This window comes from Nostoc sp. FACHB-190, assembly GCF_014696905.1.
In the GTDB taxonomy this organism is placed as follows: Bacteria; Cyanobacteriota; Cyanobacteriia; order Cyanobacteriales; family Nostocaceae; genus Nostoc_B.
Genome location: NZ_JACJQW010000043.1, coordinates 39,204 through 56,700, shown reverse-complemented (window position 1 = coordinate 56,700; position 17,497 = coordinate 39,204). Strand labels below are relative to the sequence as shown.

9 protein-coding genes and 1 pseudogene are annotated in these 17,497 nt (G+C 44.9%); 3 read left to right on the top strand and 7 right to left on the bottom strand.

What is annotated here, in order from left to right; translation table 11 throughout:
- Window positions 1-8 precede the first annotated feature (8 nt).
- The 4 genes and pseudogenes from H6G28_RS30270 to H6G28_RS30255 all read right to left on the bottom strand — a co-directional run.
- The gene (locus H6G28_RS30270) at window positions 9-3,212 is read right to left on the bottom strand and encodes a plasmid replication protein, CyRepA1 family (protein ID WP_190676467.1); all 3,204 of its coding nucleotides are present in this window, start codon (window positions 3,210-3,212) and stop codon (window positions 9-11) included.
- A 445-nt stretch (window positions 3,213-3,657) separates the two neighbouring features.
- A complete protein-coding gene (locus H6G28_RS30265; RefSeq protein WP_190676465.1) occupies window positions 3,658-4,464 on the bottom strand; it encodes a hypothetical protein in 807 nt (268 codons plus the stop codon).
- Between the two features lie 71 nt (window positions 4,465-4,535).
- On the bottom strand, window positions 4,536-4,832 hold the full coding sequence (locus H6G28_RS30260) for a hypothetical protein (protein ID WP_242054679.1): 297 nt from the start codon (window positions 4,830-4,832) through the stop codon (window positions 4,536-4,538).
- Between the two features lie 192 nt (window positions 4,833-5,024).
- Window positions 5,025-6,192, bottom strand: a pseudogene (locus H6G28_RS30255) (transposase); the annotation flags it as partial.
- Window positions 6,193-6,464: 272 nt separating this feature from the next.
- On the opposite strand from H6G28_RS30255, the gene H6G28_RS30250 reads away from it, so the two are divergent.
- The 3 genes from H6G28_RS30250 to cysC all read left to right on the top strand — a co-directional run bounded on the left by H6G28_RS30250 (window position 6,465) and on the right by cysC (window position 12,453).
- Window positions 6,465-7,553, top strand: coding sequence for a TIGR03032 family protein (locus tag H6G28_RS30250; protein WP_190676463.1), 1,089 nt, complete (start codon window positions 6,465-6,467; stop codon window positions 7,551-7,553).
- Window positions 7,554-7,604: 51 nt separating this feature from the next.
- Entirely contained in the window at window positions 7,605-11,729 is a 4,125-nt protein-coding gene (locus H6G28_RS30245) for a beta strand repeat-containing protein (protein WP_190676461.1), read from the top strand.
- A gap of 166 nt (window positions 11,730-11,895) precedes the next feature.
- Complete coding sequence (gene cysC, locus H6G28_RS30240; protein ID WP_190676477.1) at window positions 11,896-12,453, top strand: adenylyl-sulfate kinase; 558 nt, start codon at window positions 11,896-11,898, stop codon at window positions 12,451-12,453.
- An 82-nt stretch (window positions 12,454-12,535) separates the two neighbouring features.
- Here the strand turns inward: cysC and H6G28_RS30235 are convergent, their stop codons facing one another.
- From H6G28_RS30235 to H6G28_RS30225, 3 genes are all read right to left on the bottom strand, one after another.
- Complete coding sequence (locus H6G28_RS30235) at window positions 12,536-15,964, bottom strand: plasmid replication protein, CyRepA1 family (RefSeq protein WP_190676459.1); 3,429 nt, start codon at window positions 15,962-15,964, stop codon at window positions 12,536-12,538.
- Window positions 15,965-16,155: 191 nt separating this feature from the next.
- Window positions 16,156-16,752, bottom strand: coding sequence for an alpha-ketoglutarate-dependent dioxygenase AlkB family protein (locus tag H6G28_RS30230; protein WP_190676457.1), 597 nt, complete (start codon window positions 16,750-16,752; stop codon window positions 16,156-16,158).
- A gap of 17 nt (window positions 16,753-16,769) precedes the next feature.
- Window positions 16,770-17,492, bottom strand: a complete 723-nt coding sequence (locus H6G28_RS30225; RefSeq protein WP_190676455.1) for a KilA-N domain-containing protein — start codon at window positions 17,490-17,492, stop codon at window positions 16,770-16,772.
- Window positions 17,493-17,497 lie beyond the last annotated feature (5 nt).

The window sequence follows — 17,497 nt, the reverse complement described above, 5'->3', positions numbered from 1 at the left end:
TATTTGAGTCACCCCATCCACGTCACCCACTCAGGAGCCTGTGCTACCAACTCCCCGAACACCTCTGGCTGCGCCTCCTCAAACGCCAGCATCACGCCCCACCGTTCATCACTTGTGAGGGTGGAGAGGAACTCTTTGATTAATTCCACACCATCTTTCACTCGTTCCATAAACCCAGCAGCGTAAAACTTGATCTGCTGCCACCAAGAATCCGTAGAGTTTTCCTGTCCGCCCGTATCCTGATTACTGGGGAGTGATAGTGATGTTGTGTCAGTGATTGGTGTTGGTACATTTATATTACTAGTGACTGACACCGAGCTATTCGCAATTACCGCTTCATCTCGATTTAACCACTTCTCAAAAATCCCATCACGCCCATCATCAGGAGCAACAAACTTATAAACACACTCCCGCTTACCCCGTGGCCCCAACCGACCAACATACGATAGCCGCAGATCAATCTTGTCCAGCAACTTTTGTGCGATCGCCACAGGAGTCAGCTTCTCCGAAATAGTCACATTCAGGTAATTCTTGATCAAATACCGATGCTGTAGCGCGATCGCCTTAAACTCCTGCATTTTTTCATCAGAACCCCGCAACTTCTTCCCAGGCGTGAGCAACTGCAACAGGTTCAGTTCTTCTAACAACAATACAGAAGACGACATCTGCCCTTTGTTAAAGTCAGGCTTCCAAATCGCATTCTCTCCAGCTTCAGCTTGTGCCTTAGCCCTTTTGCTGTCCCGGCTGGTCAAAAACTCCCGTCCCACAGTCAGGTAATAGTGCAGACGCAGTTGAGGATACCAGCCGTCATCATCTTTTTCTACCAACTCAGGCGTAACATCAACTTCATAACGCCGGGATAACTCCCCCTTGCGTTGCTGATAACGTTCTTCTTCAGTCTTCACCCGCTTCTCCTGCAACTTCTTCAGTTCGGCATCAGACACATCATCAGATTTAGAAACTCCCAGGCATTGACCAGAATATAATTCTTTGGAGGCTGCTTTCACCTCTTTAACAACTTCCTTGGTTTCGTCAGGGTCAGAATCGTCGGCATCAATAATCTTATAGCCATCAGCTACCAAACCCTTCAGCACAAATTCCTGGTAACGGCGCATTTCCACGTTAATGACCGCACCTCGCTTACCCCAAGTCTGCAAAGATTCGGGCTGAAAGTTCTGGTCAATAAACGAATAATCGTCATTGTCAGCCGCAGACAACAGAGCAATATTCGCCTGGGTTGCAATATCCTGACTCCGCAACAATCCACCCATAGAAGTTGAACCATTGCCCACAGTCCCCATCCCATACCGACTAACCCAGATGTGACGGTCAACAGTTTCTCTTAACCGTGCTAACATCTGCCGTACTGAGTCCACAGGCTGAACTCCCTGGAATATTCCCCAGACTGAACTAAAATGACCTCGAATATCGATAGACACACCTGTTTCCAAGCTGGGTGAGGCGATGACTAAATCATACTGCGTGAGGATTTCGTTGAGATGGGCAATACACTCAAAAGCTGGGTGTTTCGGGTCTAAAACTGAATGACTGTCAATTCGCAGTATCCGCAGATAGGGGAATTTCTGCTTGAATCGTTGTTCTAATGCCTGAGTACCCCATTTGGACTTGGCTTTTTGGGCAGAACAGCATAATAAATGATGTCCCCCCAATGCGATCGCCTTATCAAGTGCCGCAATCAAATTCTTGGGGTTGCTACCAGAGTAGTTGTAACACTTGCCAGATACGGGCTGATAATTATTTACGATCACGAAGGGATTCACCCGATATTCTCCAGCCAGAGAAAGAATGTATTTGACATCGGTATCTGAGGCATCGGCAGAAGACAGATAGATTTTGCCGTGTTCGCTACCCAAGACGTTTTGAACCAACTGCTTGAAATTTCGTAGTATCGCTACCCGCCGCTTGGCCACATCAGTAGTAGAGTGGAGCAGATGCCAGAAAACTTGGTCGCATTCATCAATAATAATGACATCGTTTGACCAGTCGTTAGGGTTGAAATGGGCTTGACTATCTTTGTGCAAAGAATCCACGCACACGCCATACCCAAGCAAACCACCTGTGTCAGAAGTTTTAATCTCGCTAACGTAATCCACACCGAAGCGATCGCACAAAGCCTCACCCAACTGAATACGATGGGTGATGATGAGAACCCGTCGCCCCTGGTCGTGGGCTTTTGCTACTTCCTGAGACAACCACTGAGTTTTACCTGTGCCTTTTGGGGCTTTGAGGACAATCAGCTTTTCGCCTTCTGGTGCAATCAAACCACCCAAAAATCGCTGGTTGAGTGCGATTGCTGGGGGATAGGTCAGCAGAGTAAACAGCTTAATTTCCCATAACTCCAACGTTTCGGCTGTATTGTACAGTGAGTGAAAAGCCGCCTCACCATGAGCTACAACAAAATCATCAACGCCTTTTTGTGACCCTGGTAGATCAATCACTCGCATCTGACAACCTTCGTTTATCAACAGTCGCCCCATACGACTGATAGCGGTTCGCACTCGTTGAACAGTCTCAGGTTTGGTATCGTTGTCAAAGCAAATGTTAACTTGTCTGCCTTGTGTTGCGAAATGTTTCAAATCAGGGATGAGTGACGGCTTACCAGTGGCAGTAATGGAATCATCTTTTGGTGTGCGGTAGCCAGCATTTACCCCAGGGATAGCGATCGCCGCATAACCAGCACTCAGTAAACAAGCAGCTTTTTTAGCTCCCTCGACAATTACAATTGGTACATTGTTTTTCCAAACCCAATGCCAGAACCCACCTGGATGCTGTAAATCCTCGTCGGTGATGGGAATGCCGCAGCGATTTGAAACTTTGACCCAAATCTTTTTAGTGACTTGCAAAAAGAAAGCGCGTGTTTGCTCCCTGTAAGGATGCTCGTATTTAATGAACTTGTGGATTTTCTGTGAATCTCTGCGGGGTTTGTCGGGCTTGAAGCAACCCCAGAGCATTTGTTCATAATTGCTCAGTGGGTCAACGCCGTTACACCACCAACCGCCCAATTCAATGTGTTGGTATTTCTTCAAATCGCGATCGCGTAATCGCCCATCGTTGCGGCGGGAGATTTTTGGACTGTACAGCAGGTATTCATAAGGTGTTCTGCCGACGAGCGATCGCAGATTGAGAGCAATCAGTTCTTCATCAACGCCACTGTTGAGCCATTCTTGTAAGTGATGAGATTCGAGACTCATAATTCCCTCCGATAGACGCATGAAAGAGTTAGCGGTATGAGTGCATACCGCTTTGAAGTGTTTAAAAATAGGTCAAAGAATTACCAAGAAAAGAGGGAAGAACTTGTAGCGATTCACCAAGTTTTAAATTGCAGATTGCGAATTGCTAGTTGGTATAAGTTTCTTGAAACTTAGTAAAGAAAAGTAAAGGTTTGAAAAAACTCGTATATAACTAAATCAACTATTTTTCCTCCCCGCGATCGCGCTTTCTTCGTTGGTGCGATTGCTTTTTATTGATACATAAGGCTGCTTGTCCTTCTGAAATTTGGGCGCACGAACCCGTCGCAGCATGGTTGCATTGCCGCCTGGGATTTTGGGAATTTGCAACTGATAGCGGTAGACTAGTAATAATTACTTATCACCTGTCACTTGGAGCGATCGCACACCATAACACCCGCGATCACTTTTAATTTTCAGCCAGCCAAGGCCATCGGTTGATGTCTGGGTGATGAGCGTCAAAGAACAGGAACTCGTTCTCGTCCCAGTCGAGATGAAGAATCAAATGAATTTCACCGGGGTGAAGTTGGGGCGCGGGTTTACCTTCCCAGCAGTTAGTATTTGTTGGTTTCCAGTTGTAAGATTCTGAATAAATCTCAGCCTTGACTGCTCTGGCTGCTGCATCTTCCACTATTGCAACTGTAGTCGGAATTTTGTTCTTGTTCTCATCAACAAAAAACAGATTGTATGTTGGTGACATCTGCACTAATTCCAGGAAGTACTTGAGAACTCCGGGAACCGCGTTTTGGAGTACTATGCGATCGCACTCCAGCAGAATCAGCTGATCCTCTGGGGCTGGATATGAGAATAAGCGATGGCTGCGCCAACGCCAAGGGCGAACACGGATTGAGATATGCCGTTGGCTAACTCCAGAAATGCTCAAGTTTTGCTGGAGTTGGTGAATGTTGTCGCGGATTTTGTGAAACAGAAGCAAGAAATCAGTCGCTTCTTGCATTGTGTCTGCGCCATTTTTCGCCCAGATTTTGGAACTTGCCTGAATGCGATGGATTAGGGCTTCATCTTCAACATTACTACTACCTATCTGGGCAAGTTCAAGGTAAATGCTTTTGTCTGCCAGCAATGACGGGTATGTAAACCTGTGATGTTGAGCGTATTTCAGACAAATGCAGTCATGAAGCAAAGCAGACAACCCTTCAGTAGTGAGTAAGTCGGGGTTGTCTTGTCGGAGTTTGTTGATAGCTGGTAAGTTAGACATGACTAGTTCTTTGATCTAGAGTTAGTTCAGGCGATCGCGCTCTTGGCCGGGAGCGATCGCTTTAGTTGTTGTTATCTAGTTTCGTCATTTCTGATGATTTCCTTGAAATCAACCTCTCTGCCTGCCAATTCAGATGCTAATTCTAAGAGTTTATATATAGTGTCAATTTGACACCTATCTAAAAATCCACGCCTAGCAGATGATAATGTGCGTTTATCGAGTCCAGTCATTTCATGCGCTCGTTCAACAGAGAGATTTGTTTCTTTTGTCCAGAATTTTGACAGATCAATAAACCTAGTCATTTTTTGCATCGGAATACGCTCGAACATTTCAAGCATATTCTGATCAACTCGTTGATGTATCAACATAGTTGATGTTCCTTGTGTATTTTGGCGACACACATTAATAACATTGGCGTAATAAACACATTAACGTAGTAATTTTCATACGTCAACACTATTGACACACTAAATACGTCAACGTATGATTTAACCATGAGAGGAAGCAAGTCCCAGCCTCTTAGTAAATAAAGCGGTGCTTAAAGCAATACCTTAGCCAATTTACGAGGGTTCGATACCTGTAGAAACGGGATGAATACGTCCCAGGGAAGTAAGCTTGGCAAAAATTTGGGCTAATAAAATAGGCTCAGGGATTTCGGGAAGCATTTTTAACATTTCACGGACATATCGAAAACCACGGTAATAAGCTTTCAGATCAATAATGCCAGAACCAGGATTATATTTACGGAAATCAGCGAGAAGATGGTGGGATAAATTAACCATAAAAAATGCTAAATTAGCAGCATTAGTCACAGCAGTTTGTCCCAGATTCATAAAATCTTCTAATCCCCAAAATTGCTTGGCATCACGGAAGTTAAACTCAATTTGGAAGCGCAGTTTGTAGTAGTCGATTATTTTTTCGTATGACAATTTTAGGTCACTAGAAAATAGGATTACATGACTACGAGCGTTAGTTTTAAGATTGGTTTTGACCAAAATTACTATATTCAGTGCTTGGGCAAATTCCTTGTGGAGTAACGTAGTTTGATAACTGTCAGTTTTGATATCCTCCTCAATGCTACTTTTATACAAATATGCGTCAGGTATATTACAATAATCCAGCTTATTACCCTTCGGGTTCAGCAGTCCCCTGCGACGGGAAAGCCGTCTTCAGGGCTGCTTCACCGTATTTACGACGGGAGCGACGATTAGGATCAGGGTTTCGGTAAGGTATGTATAATGCCGAATCATGGCGTAACTTGGAAATTATGTGCAAGTTAACTTGTCGAGCCATCTGCAAAGCATTATTGTTCCCAAAATGACCATCTAAGACTAAGTACGTCAGGGGGATAAAGTTAGCTATTAACTTGACTAACTCATTAATCATCTTCTTAATTCTTAGTAATTCAGATGTGAGAATAACCTCTGCTTTATTCTTGTTCTTGCTCCCTTTTGGTCGTCCACGCTTACGTTTCTCTTCAGGTTTTATTTTTGGGGTTGGTGGCAGGCTACTTTTTTCTATATCGCTCTTGATTACCTGTTCTATCCGAATCGGAAAGGAGTGCCTTTGTTTCACACTTACTAATGATAATGTAAAAAAAGATAGTCCTAATATAGGTTTGCTAACTAGGCTAGAAAAAAATCTATCCAGCCCATAAGTTTGTCTTCCTGATTTACTCACTACCACTTCATCTCCTGCAAGCAAATACACCTCATTCGCACGGAACAGAGTAATTTTTGCAGAAGCGATCGCCATACCTTAATTTCTTAACATATTTTTTTTAACCTCTTTATATTATCCTAAGAATAAAAGCCAAATAAATATAACCAAGATATTTAAATAAATTCGCTATGCACATTAGTGTATTTGTTTCAAGTCCAGATTTAGTCCAGTGAAATTGTGATTTGAAACTAAACTAGCCTTATTGAGATTAAATACTTTTTAATCTAGATTAAACCTGATACTTTTCCCATTATCTGAACCGTATTGCGGCAGAAAAAATGAATCAAAATCCTGTTGTTGCTGCTCACACCTTAGAAATAAATGCTTCGCGGCAGTTTACGCCTTGGCTATTTGAGCAAAATCTGAGTTTAGCATTCACCACCTATCAAGCAGGTAAACTATTATTTATCGGTTTGCAGCCAAACGGGCGATTATCAGTATTTGAGCGCACATTTGAACGCTGTATGGGTCTGTATGCCCAAGGCAGTAGCTTGTACATGAGTTCTCTGTATCAAATATGGCGCTTTGAAAACACCTTAGAACCGGGAGAACTTCACAACAACTATGATGCGGTGTATTTGCCTCAAGTCAGTTATGTGACTGGAGATTTAGACATCCATGATATTGTCCTGAGTCATTCGTCATTCCAGGGTGAAAGAAGTCACAGTCATGGCAGATCAGAAAGCCTCATATTTGTCAATACCCTATTTAGCTGTTTAGCTACCATCAGTCACACCCACAGTTTCGTTCCCCTGTGGCAGCCGCCGTTTATTACTAAATTGGCGGCAGAAGATAGGTGTCATCTCAACGGATTGGCACTGCGAGATGGACAACCCAGATATGTCACTGCTGTTAGTCAGTCCGATGCCGCCGAGGGATGGCGAGACAAACGGGCTAATGGTGGTTGCGTGATTGATGTGGAAAGTAAAGAGATCGTCCTGGAGGGGCTGTCAATGCCTCATTCGCCTCGGTGGTATAAAGACAAACTATGGTTACTGAACTCTGGTACTGGGGAATTTGGCTTTGTTGATTTAGAACAGGGAGTATTTGAACCAGTTACATTTTGTCCGGGATATATGCGTGGTTGTGCGTTTCATGGAGACTTTGCGATCGTGGGAATTTCTCAACCCAGGCACAACAAAACTTTTATTGGGTTGCCTTTAGACGAGAAATTACAACAAAAAAATGTTGAACCTCGGTGTGGGTTGCTGGTGGTTGATTTGCGGAGTGGAGATATCGTGCATTCCTTGCGAATTGAGGGAGTGGTACTGGAATTATACGACGTAGTGGCACTTCCGGGGATACGTCGGCCAATGGCGATCGGCTTCAAGAGTGATGAGATTCGGCGGATGGTGCGGGTGGGATGAGTTCAGATTTACTGACAACACAAGTAAAGACAACAAAGAGGATTAACAACAATGGCTAATCTAGTTTTGAATCTATCTGACCTCAACGGCAGCAACGGCTTTGTGATTAACGGCATTGATACATTTGACAGTTCAGGTAGCTCGGTAAGCAATGCAGGAGATATCAACGGTGATGGCCTTGACGACTTGATCATTGGAGCCTATCGTGGTGATCCCAATGGTCTGTATGGTGCAGGAGAGAGTTATGTAGTATTTGGCAGCAGGAATGGCTTTGGAGCCAGTCTTAACTTGTCTTCCTTAAATGGCAGTAACGGCTTTGTCATTAATGGCATTGATGTGTTTGATTTATCAGGTAGCTCGGTAAGCAATGCAGGAGATATCAACGGTGATGGCCTTGACGACTTGATTATCGGGGCAAGTGGTGCTGATCCCAACGGTCAAAATTCCGCAGGGGAGAGCTATGTAGTATTTGGCAGCAGGAATGGCTTTGGAGCCAGTCTTAACCTCTCCTCCCTAGATGGCCGCAACGGCTTTGTCATTAATGGCATTGATTTGTTTGATTTATCAGGCAACTCCGTCAGCAGTGCAGGAGACATTAACGGTGACGGCATTGACGACTTGATTATCGGGGCATCTAGTGCCAGGGCCAACGGTCAGTTTTTTGCAGGAGAGAGCTACGTGGTGTTTGGTAGTAGGAATGGTTTTGGAGCCAGCTTCAACTTGTCTTCTTTGGATGGCAATAACGGCTTTGTCATTAATGGCATTGATGCGTATGATGGCTCAGGTGGCGCAGTGAGCGGCGCAGGAGACATTAATGGCGATGGCATTGACGACTTGATTATTGGAGCAAGTGGTGCTGACCCCAACGGTCAATTGTTTGCCGGGGAGAGTTATGTAGTATTTGGCAGTAGGAATAATTTTGGAGCCAGCCTCAACTTGTCTTCCTTCGATGGCAGCAATGGCTTTATCATTAATGGCATTGATTCAGCTGATTTACTAGGTATTTCGGTGAGCGCAGGGGATATTAACGGCGATGGCTTTGACGACCTAATTATTGGGACAGGGAGTGGCAGTTTCAACGCCATCAACATTGATGCAGGACAGAGCTATGTGGTGTTTGGTTTTGCAAATACCTCTATTAATCGACCTGTTGCTATTGATGACACAGCGATTACAAACGAAAATACCAGTGTCAATTTTTCGCTTTTAGCTAATGACAGTGACCCAGACAATAACCTCTTAAGGATAACTAGCGTCAACAATACATTAATCACGGTTGGCACTCCGATTACTTTAGATTCAGGTGCTTTACTTACCCTCAATGCTGATGGAACTTTCACCTACGACCCTAATGCTCAATTTGAACATTTAGCTGTCGGTGAAATAGCCACAGAAAGCTTTACCTACAATGTCAGCAATGGGCGCTTTACCAGTACAGCTAACGTCACCCTGACCATTAACGGCGCAAATGATGCACCTAGATTTGCTTCTGTGTTGAATTTATCTGAGCTTAATGGCAGCAACGGCTTTGTCATTAACGGTATTGAAGCAAACGGTTTCATCTCAGGATTTTTTGCTGGTTCTTCTGTTAGTGGAGCAGGGGATATAAATGGTGATGGCATTGATGACCTAATTATTGGCGATCCTAGAATATTTCCTGTTAGTTCCTATGCTGGCTCTAGCTATGTAGTCTTTGGTCAAGCCAGAGAATTTAGCCCCACGCTCAATCTTTCCTCTCTAAATGGCAGCAATGGCTTTGTTATTAACGGTTTTAATGCCTATGAAAATTCAGGACGTTCAGTAAGCAATGCGGGAGATATCAACGGCGACGGCATTGACGACTTGATTATCGGAGCAACGAGTGGAGGGCGGAGCTATGTGGTGTTTGGCAGCAGGAGTGGGTTTGGAGCCAGCCTTAATCTTTCCTCCCTCAATGGCAGCAATGGCTTTATAATCAACAGCCCTAATACGTCTGCTTTCTCTGGTGGTACTGTGAGCAATGCAGGAGATATCAACGGCGACGGCATCGATGACTTGATTATTGGAACGACAAGTGGAGGGCGGAGCTATGTGGTGTTTGGCAGCAGGAGTGGGTTTGGAGCAAATCTTGACCTCTCTTCCCTCAATGGTAGTAACGGCTTTGTCATTAACAACTTCAATGTGTATGCTTTCTCAGATGGCACGGTGAGTGGAGCGGGAGATATAAACGGTGATGGTATTGATGACCTGATTATTAGTGCAAGGGGGGGTTATGGCTTCTACGATCAGAGTTCCGCAGGAGAAAGCTATGTGGTGTTTGGTAGCAGGAGTGACTTTGGAGCAAGTCTTAACCTTTCCTCCCTCAATGGCAGTAACGGCTTTGTCATTAACGGCATTGATGCGAATGTGAATTCAAGTATCTCTGTTAGCAATGCAGGAGATATCAACGGCGATGGCATTGATGACCTGATCATCGGGGCAACTGCTGGTAGCCCTAACGATCAGAGTTCCGCAGGAGAGAGCTACGTGGTGTTTGGTAGCAGTAGTGGGTTTGGAGCAAGTCTTAACCTTTCCTCCCTCAATGGCAGTAACGGCTTTGTCATTAATGGTATTGATGAGTTTGACAACTCAGGTATCTCAGTTAGCAGTGCGGGGGACATCAACGGCGATGGCATCGACGACTTGATAATTGGGGCAAGTAGTGCTGACCCCAATGGTCTGTATGGTGCAGGGGAGAGCTATGTAGTGTTTGGCAGTAGGAATAATTTTGGAGCCAGTTTCAACTTGTCTTCCTTGGATGGCAATAACGGCTTTGTGATTAATGGGATTAATTCAAATGACTACTCAGGCAACTCAGTGAGCGGTGCAGGGGACATTAATGGCGACGGCATTGACGACTTGATTATCGGGGCATCTAGAGCAACCGCGAACGGTAGATATTCTGGTCAAAGTTACGTCGTGTTTGGCTTTGCAAGCAGTGCTACTACCAACGAAGATACTGCCCTTAACATCCTTGCCAGCAATATCCTGCGTAGATATACAGACGTTGATGGTGATACTTTAAGAATTAGTAGCTTCGCCAATCCTAGCAATGGCATACTGACTTTCAATGACAATGGCACTCCTGACAATCTCAGTGACGATTTCTTCATCTACATTCCCAATGCCAACTACAATGGCACTGATAGCTTCAGCTACACTGTGAGTGATGGTAACGGCGGCAGTGTTAATGGTACATTTAACTTGAATGTTTTAGCAGTCAATGATGCACCCGTTGCGGTCAATGATAGTCTGACTACCGCCTTCAATACCCCTGTGACTATCCAAGCTATTACTCTGTTGGCTAATGATACCGATATTGATAGCACCAGCCTCAGTATTACTGGCGTGAGTGGTGTAACTAACGGTACTGTCGCACTAAATGATAATGGTACTCAGGGTAACTCGGCGGATGATTTCATTGTGTTTACCCCAACTATTAACTTCAGTGGTAACGCCAGCTTCAATTACACTGTGAGTGATGGCAATCTGACTAGTAACGCGACTGTGGCGATCGCTGCCAGTCCGAACAACACTAGTTCTGATATTATTGGCACTAACCGCAACGATACTCTCTCTGGGACTTCAGGGAATGACACCATTTTCGGTGGTGATGGTAATGATACCCTCAATGGTGGGAATGGTAATGACACCATTTCTGGGGACAATGGTAATGATACCCTCAATGGTGGGAATGGTAATGACACCATTTTCGGGAGTGATGGTAACGATACTCTGACTGGTGATGCTGGTAACGATACCCTCAATGGTGGGAATGGTAATGATACCCTCAATGGTGGGAATGGTAATGATACCCTCAATGGTGGGAATGGTAATGATACCCTCAATGGTGGGAATGGTAATGATACCCTCAATGGTGGTAGAGGTAATGACTTATTGTTTGGTGGTTTTGGTAGCGATCGACTGACTGGCGGTGCTGGTAGTGATACATTTATTTTAGCAGCCCAACAAGGTACTGATATTATTACCGATTTTGGTCTTGGTCATGACTTCATCGGGCTGTCTGGTAGTCTGAGTTTTGCTCAACTGAGCTTTGCAGGTCACAACATCTTGCTAACTTCTACTCATGAAATTTTGGCAACGGTGACTGGTTTTAATACTACAACGCTGACTGCTGCTGATTTCGTTAATCTGTAGTCTTTTCCCAACCCACAATGGATTGTTTGGGTAATCAAACTTGAAACATTCTGGCTGGCTTCGAGACGACGTTGACTCAGAATAACTTGATTTTTGCTTGAATCTGTTGAGTGGGCAAACAGTTGCCCACTCTCCAATAATTTTTTTGTTTAAGTAAATTCCTATGATCAAACAACAAGGTGCAATTGTTTGGCTAACAGGGTTAAGTAGTGTCGGCAAAACAACTATTGCTAATGGGGTAGCCCAAGAACTACAAAAGCAAAATTACCAAACAGAATTGCTAGATGGTGATATTGTTCGTACCCATCTTTCTCAAGAATTAGGCTTTAGTAAACAAGACCGAGATATAAATGTGCGTCGTATAGGTTTTGTTGCTAACTTACTCAGTCGTAATGGCATAATTGCGATTGTTGCTGCCATTAGTCCTTACCGTGCAGTTCGAGATGAACTCAAAAAGACGACTAACAATTTTATTGAAATTTATGTTCATGCTCCATTAGCAGTTTGTGAATCCCGTGATGTTAAAGGACTTTACGCATTAGCTAGAGACGGCAAAATAAAAAACTTTACTGGTATTTCTGACCCTTATGAAGCACCCTTAAATCCAGACATTATTTGTCAAACTGATAAATTTACTGTTGAGCAATGCGTTAATCAAGTGCTTGATTATTTGGAATACCTAGGAATAATTTTTTCTGAGAATAACCTGTTTGCGTCAATCTAGGTAAAAGAACATCATTGCCCGCCCCAAACCTCTGCATCATCTCCCGCAGATCATACCAATTCGCAATTCGCAATTGTTTTAGCTAACCCATCCACTCCACCCACTCAGGAGCCGCCGCCACCAACTGCCCAAACATCTGCGGCTCTTGCTCCTCAAATGCCACCATCACCCCCCAACGCTCATCACTCGTGAGGGTGGAGAGGAACTCTTTGATTGATTCCACACCATCTTTCACTCGTTCCATAAACCCAGCAGCATAAGATTTAACCTGCTGCCACCAAGAAACAACAGAATTTTCTTGTCCGTCCATCCCCTCCCAATTATGACTGCCATCTTCATTAATGGGGGGGTTGGACGGAGCGTTGCTACCATACATAGCCTGCATCCTAGCCACATACGCCGCATTCTGCGCTTGCTCTTGTTGCCGCCGCCGTTTTCGTTCTGCCCTCTGTGTTTGCCGATACACCAACACCTGACGAGCAAACGCTACATCATCAGGGTCAAGATGATAATACCGCACCCGTTGACCATTTTCGGTAGGCCGCCGCGACTGGGTAGTTAAAGCCAGTTGACCCAAGTACTGACTCAAAATCCACACTGGGGATTCATCCAGTGGGATTGTTAAGTTGAGGATACCCTTAATGTGGGGTGCATTGCGTTTAGAAAAATCCGCCAATGCCTGAATCATTGGTTCATCGCCTTTAATCTCCACCCCATCCATCAAATCCGTCAATATCGCCCGTAGTCCCAACCGATGACGCATTAACCAGGATGTAGAGTGATTACCCCAGTCAGTACAAATAGACAAGCGATCTCGTTCAGAGCGATCCCTTTCTGCAACCACATCCGGCGGTGTGACGAACTCCCGCCTGTGTTCATCTGTGATTACTTCCCCCGGCGCTGCTAAGATTGCTTCGAGTGCAACCAACTTTTTAATCAACCGCCCACTGTCGTCTTTCTCCACCAACTCAGGAGTGACGGCCATCCCGTAGGTATCCCAAATACGGAATTTTTCACACTCTAACGCCTCCTCTGGCTTGAGATAATCCTGGTGCTGTCTTGCGGTGTAAGTTTTTCTATCAATATCTTTGGCATTGGCAACGTTACGATAATGCTCCGCATCAATGGCATTTCCCGCCGCCTTCATCAAGTGCCGCGCCGCTTCATCCATATTGTCCCCGGCGCTAACAATCGTATTGCCCATTTCAACAAGCAGCGATCGCAAATCAGCACGTAAGTTGTTAATTGACCAGTTCCTTTGTGCTTCAATCTGACAAGATGTGTCTAGCGCCCAATCTTTCTCAGCGCCACGCTTGCCCGTTTCCTTGTCAATACGAATGAGAAACGCAGTCATTTCATTTTTCTGAAGAATTTTCTCTTTGATGTGACGTGCGTTAGTTTCGGCGTAACCGAAGGGTGGACGCGGAGCAACCCAAACGTGCATGGGAACATTAGGACGATACCGCCAAAGCTGTTGAACGCATTCGGTGGCAGACTGGGACACAGCATGAAACACACCAAAAATTACATCAAAGTGATAAGTGGAAATATCAACACCAGTACCAAGGCTGGGAGTAATTAACAGCGCGTCAATATCTTGAATGGCAGTGTTAATTTCCCTGATAAAAATGACGTTTTCTTCACTGCCACTGTTTTCTGAGTGAATAGTCCAAATCCTAAGCTGTCGATCTTCTTCTGATTCTGGTGTACTGTCTTCGGGTAATTCGCAGTTTAAAAAATTGCGACTTGCGACTTGCGAATTGCGAATTGATCTCTGCGCTGCTACTTCATTCAAAGCACGTTCTAACTTTTTGATGAACCGTTTACTATCGCTGACAACCATCGGCTTTTTCCCCAACATTAGTTGAAGATGGATTTGGGCAACGATGGTGCTGCTGTCTTCACCTTCGTACCAATGAACTTGACGACCACCAGAGCGATACTCGTTTTTGATAATGTAGGGTTTCTCGCCTTCTGGTCGCATCTTCATGAAAAAGTCGATGGTTAAATCATCAAGATGGGCATCTGCTAATACTACCAGCTTGGCGTTGTACACGAGATATTCTAGTACTTCTAGAATAGCCCCCCGGTGTTCCTTGCAAGTTTTGGACTTGAGCAAGTGGGCGAGATATTGACAAGCTTCGTCTATGAACAGAATATCGTAAGCCTGCAAGTTATTCGCCATTTTATACAATGAATCTACGGTGATGCTTAAAGCTTTAGCCCTTGCCCAATCTCCGCAAGCGATCGCCGAATACATTGCTGTTTGTAGGCGATCGCTGAGGTTTTTGAGCAGGTTCACCCGATGCCCATTGTTCAAAAAACTCAAGTCGGGGTTATCCCTTCTGACAATGGACATAAGTTCAGTTTTACCAGTACCCATATCTGAAGCCAAACCAACAACCCCAGATTTTGGGAAGGATTTGATCACCTCGGACAAATAACGAGTATTAACGGTTACATCCGGCTTATACTTGTGTAAGCCTCTGGTTTTCTTGGCGAAGAACCGCTTTTGATATTCTTGAACGGTGAGAGCATCAGCAATCATGGCTGACACTGCTTTTTCGGCTTTATGCGAGAGTGCCACCACCCAGTCGTCAATCCCTTTTTCTGGCCCTGGTAACAATGCCACTTCACACTGGCAGCCAAGTTGGGTGATGACGTTGGCGGTGCGGCGGGTGGCTTGAAAGACTTGCCATTTTGTTTTGGGTTTGGTTTCGTAGTCAAAGAGAATGATGAATTTACGTTCGGCTTGGGCCATTGGCACTAAATCAGGGTGCAGTCGTTCAAAACCTTCCTTACCAACTCGACCATTCCAAATGCCGGGAAGTGCGATCGCTGCATACCCCAACGACAGCATACAACCAGCTTTCTTTTCGCCTTCTGTAAGAAAAACTGGAATCTGGGGATTTTCCATCACCCAAGCCCAGAAGCCCAAAGCTTCACCTTCTTGAGTAATGACAATGTTATCGGGCATTGGCACGTCGTAGCGCATGGATACTTTTTGCCAGATGTGCAGAGGAACACGGAAATATGTGACGCGGTTGGGAGTTTTGGGCGGGGACTCGTATTTGATGGGTTTTGGGGAAGAAGCGGAGGTGCAGGGGTGCAGAGGGGCAGGGGAGAGAGAAGAAGCTTCGGGGCAGAGGTGCGGAGGGGCTGGGGAGAGGTTATTGTCATTTCCCCCCTGCTCCTCTGCACCCCTGCTCCCTTGCCTTAAAGTTTCTGCCTCAAATCTGGGACAATCAGGTTTTGCCCGTCCCCATTCCATTGGTTGCCAATTATTGTGAGGGTCAAGTCCACTGGCCCACCATACTCTGGTAAGGGCAGCATATCGAAGTAAGTACCCATCTCGTAACCGTCCATCGTTTCGTCGGGCAGTTTGAGGTAGGGCATACAATAAATATTCATAGATTTCATTGCCGGACAGCGATCGCACATTCAAAGCAATCAGTTCTTCATCAACGCCACTGTTGAGCCATTCTTGTAAGTGATGTGATTCAAGACTCATAATTCCCTCCAATAGACGCACGACAGAGTTAGCGGTATGCACTCATACCGCTAGAGTGAAAACTGACACTGGCTAAAAAACTAAATCAGGTTGTTAGTACACCTGAACTAAGGCACGAATACTTTACGCCATTCTGAAAAATTGGGTTGAAACTCAAAACAATTAAGGAGGCGTGATTGAACAAGTAGTTTTTATCTGCCCCCGGTGTGTGGTCGAAAAGTCAGATTAATCCTCGTCCACACCACTTTGTTTGTCTTCGGAACCTGATGTACATGGGTAGACTGACATCCTGGGTGCATCAAAAGCAGACTGCCGTGTTCCAACCAGAAATCTGTAGAACTCCTACCTATCGGTTTAATCTGGAATTTACGAACAGCACCAAGACTGATGGAAGCGATCGCAGGGTCAAGTCCCATAGATGAATCACTGTCCGAATGCCATCCGATGGAGTCCGAGCCAATACGATATTGATTGGCGATAACAATGCGGAAGTTATAGCCAGTAAATGCGATGATTCTGTCCCTCAGTTCGGCAAGTTGGTCAGTCCAAGGCAGGGGTTTGAGTAAAACACTTTTGGAATACAGGTAATTACAACCCGCGTCCCCGTAGATACATTCCAGGCGAGGGACAGGCAAAGTCTTCCCCAACATTTTGATTTGGTTTTGTTGCCATTGAAGTTGTAGGCAGTGTTGATATAGTTCGTTGGATTCTTGAGCAGTTAGGAATTCTGGGTAATAGGTGACTGGTAGGGTTGGTGTGGATTCAGGAAATAAATTGAGTTGTTGCATGGTGGTTTCTCCATCACTTAATTTTGGTTGGCACAGAAAACCTCAATCAAAACGCTTTCGGGATACAAGCCGACTCTGCCAAATCTGGGGTCATGAATGCGTTCAATTTCTATGCACTGTTTACGGCACAAAGCACTGGCCTTTTTTCCTTTGGCACTCGCTTCTTTTGCTGATATTTCTAAACCTTGAAGATTAGCGAAACCCACGATGCTGTACTTGTGACCACAGGGAGTATTTACTCTGTCTTGCTCAACTTCGACGGCTTTGAGCCTTTCCAAGATTTCGGCTTGCTGTTGTTGCTGTTGGAGTAAACGTTGTTCTTGCTCGGCCATTTGTTGGGCGATCGCGGCGAGTAACTGTATCTGGGTCATAGATTGCTGCTGTACAGTTTCTTGGCCTGTCATCACTTTCATCAAAGTTCTGTTAGCCCACAAGCGAAACTCAACAGATACCCACTGTGCCAAATCAATCGCTATTTCTGGATGAACCCAAGTTCCTTGAGAACTGCCATAGCCATCAATTTCAATGACTAAAGACGATATCGGAATTCCGATGTCGTTGGAAAGTGCTGCCCAGTAACCTTTTGTAGACTTCCTTTCTTTGTAATGTCCCCAAGATTTATTGTTGGCATGGCACATTTGCGTTGCATTCACATAACCCTTGGGGATGCTGTACTTGCCTATTTCCTCATCTTGGGGCATTTGGTTAATTTCGGAGTCTCGCCATAAATGTGTCAGCATGATTG

What these genes read in the sequence shown, in the direction of transcription:
- H6G28_RS30270 (WP_190676467.1), bottom strand. Translation starts at nt 3,212, where the DNA reads ATGAGTCTCGAATCTCATCACTTACAAGAATGGCTCAACAGTGGCGTT.
- H6G28_RS30265 (WP_190676465.1), bottom strand. Translation starts at nt 4,464, where the DNA reads ATGTCTAACTTACCAGCTATCAACAAACTCCGACAAGACAACCCCGAC.
- H6G28_RS30230 (WP_190676457.1), bottom strand. Translation starts at nt 16,752, where the DNA reads ATGCAACAACTCAATTTATTTCCTGAATCCACACCAACCCTACCAGTC.
- H6G28_RS30260 (WP_242054679.1), bottom strand. Translation starts at nt 4,832, where the DNA reads ATGTTGATACATCAACGAGTTGATCAGAATATGCTTGAAATGTTCGAG.
- H6G28_RS30235 (WP_190676459.1), bottom strand. Translation starts at nt 15,964, where the DNA reads ATGAGTCTTGAATCACATCACTTACAAGAATGGCTCAACAGTGGCGTT.
- H6G28_RS30245 (WP_190676461.1), top strand. Translation starts at nt 7,605, where the DNA reads ATGGCTAATCTAGTTTTGAATCTATCTGACCTCAACGGCAGCAACGGC.
- H6G28_RS30225 (WP_190676455.1), bottom strand. Translation starts at nt 17,492, where the DNA reads ATGCTGACACATTTATGGCGAGACTCCGAAATTAACCAAATGCCCCAA.
- H6G28_RS30250 (WP_190676463.1), top strand. Translation starts at nt 6,465, where the DNA reads ATGAATCAAAATCCTGTTGTTGCTGCTCACACCTTAGAAATAAATGCT.